The sequence below is a fragment of the Spiroplasma sp. hy2 genome, assembly GCF_044714365.1.
GTDB classification, from domain to species: domain Bacteria; phylum Bacillota_I; class Bacilli_A; order Mycoplasmatales; family Mycoplasmataceae; genus Spiroplasma; species Spiroplasma phoeniceum.
This window is the reverse complement of record NZ_RXFZ02000339.1, coordinates 1-596: the sequence shown is the minus strand read 5'-3', so window position 1 is coordinate 596 and position 596 is coordinate 1. Positions and strand designations below refer to the sequence as shown.

Here is a 596-nt window from a genome sequence, read left to right as displayed (position 1 = left end):
ATTAATACAAATTTTCTTTAATAATGGGTCTTTAAATGTTTCAAACTTTAATTTTGAAAATGGATAATTCAAATAGGAATTAATCATATTTTGGGCTCTTAAAGTAAATGTTTTAAATCATAATTCTACATCACCTTTAAAGAATTTATTATAACGAACTGGAACTTGTGTAATTTTACCTGTCATTGGATTAAAATTATTATAATTTTCCAAAGTAACATTTGGTCATAATTCATTTAACATTTAACTATCTCCTTATCATTTACTTTTTTTAGAATATATTTTCTTTAATATAAATTTTTTACTATTTAATAATGTTTTTGTTTTAATTGTTTTGTTTAAATTTTGTTTTGTTCTGAGTTGTTTATATGTTTGAWATATTNNTTTAATATATAAGAGGTAAATAATTGATGGAAAAAATAATTACAGAATTAAAAAACAGTTTTAAAGATGATCAATTTTTAGAATTTGCTGAAAAAATAAAAAAAGAAGCAGAGGTAATTAAAAAACAAAAACGTTTAAATGAGATTGATAAGAAATTTAGAGATAAAGGAATTATATGTCCTAATTGTAAATCTTTTCATTGTGTTAAAMRR

Annotated in this window: 2 protein-coding genes; one reads left to right on the top strand and one right to left on the bottom strand. The window is 19.7% G+C overall.

The genetic code is table 4. The features are described 5' to 3' along the window. The coding region (locus EHV01_RS06405) for a hypothetical protein (RefSeq protein ID WP_422066728.1) at window positions 1-243 on the bottom strand (243 nt) is incomplete at its 3' end. A 167-nt stretch (window positions 244-410) separates the two neighbouring features. Between EHV01_RS06405 and EHV01_RS06400 the strand changes: the two genes are divergently transcribed. Continuing rightward, window positions 411-596 (top strand): hypothetical protein (locus tag EHV01_RS06400; protein ID WP_422066727.1); only part of this gene is annotated, 186 nt, incomplete at its 3' end.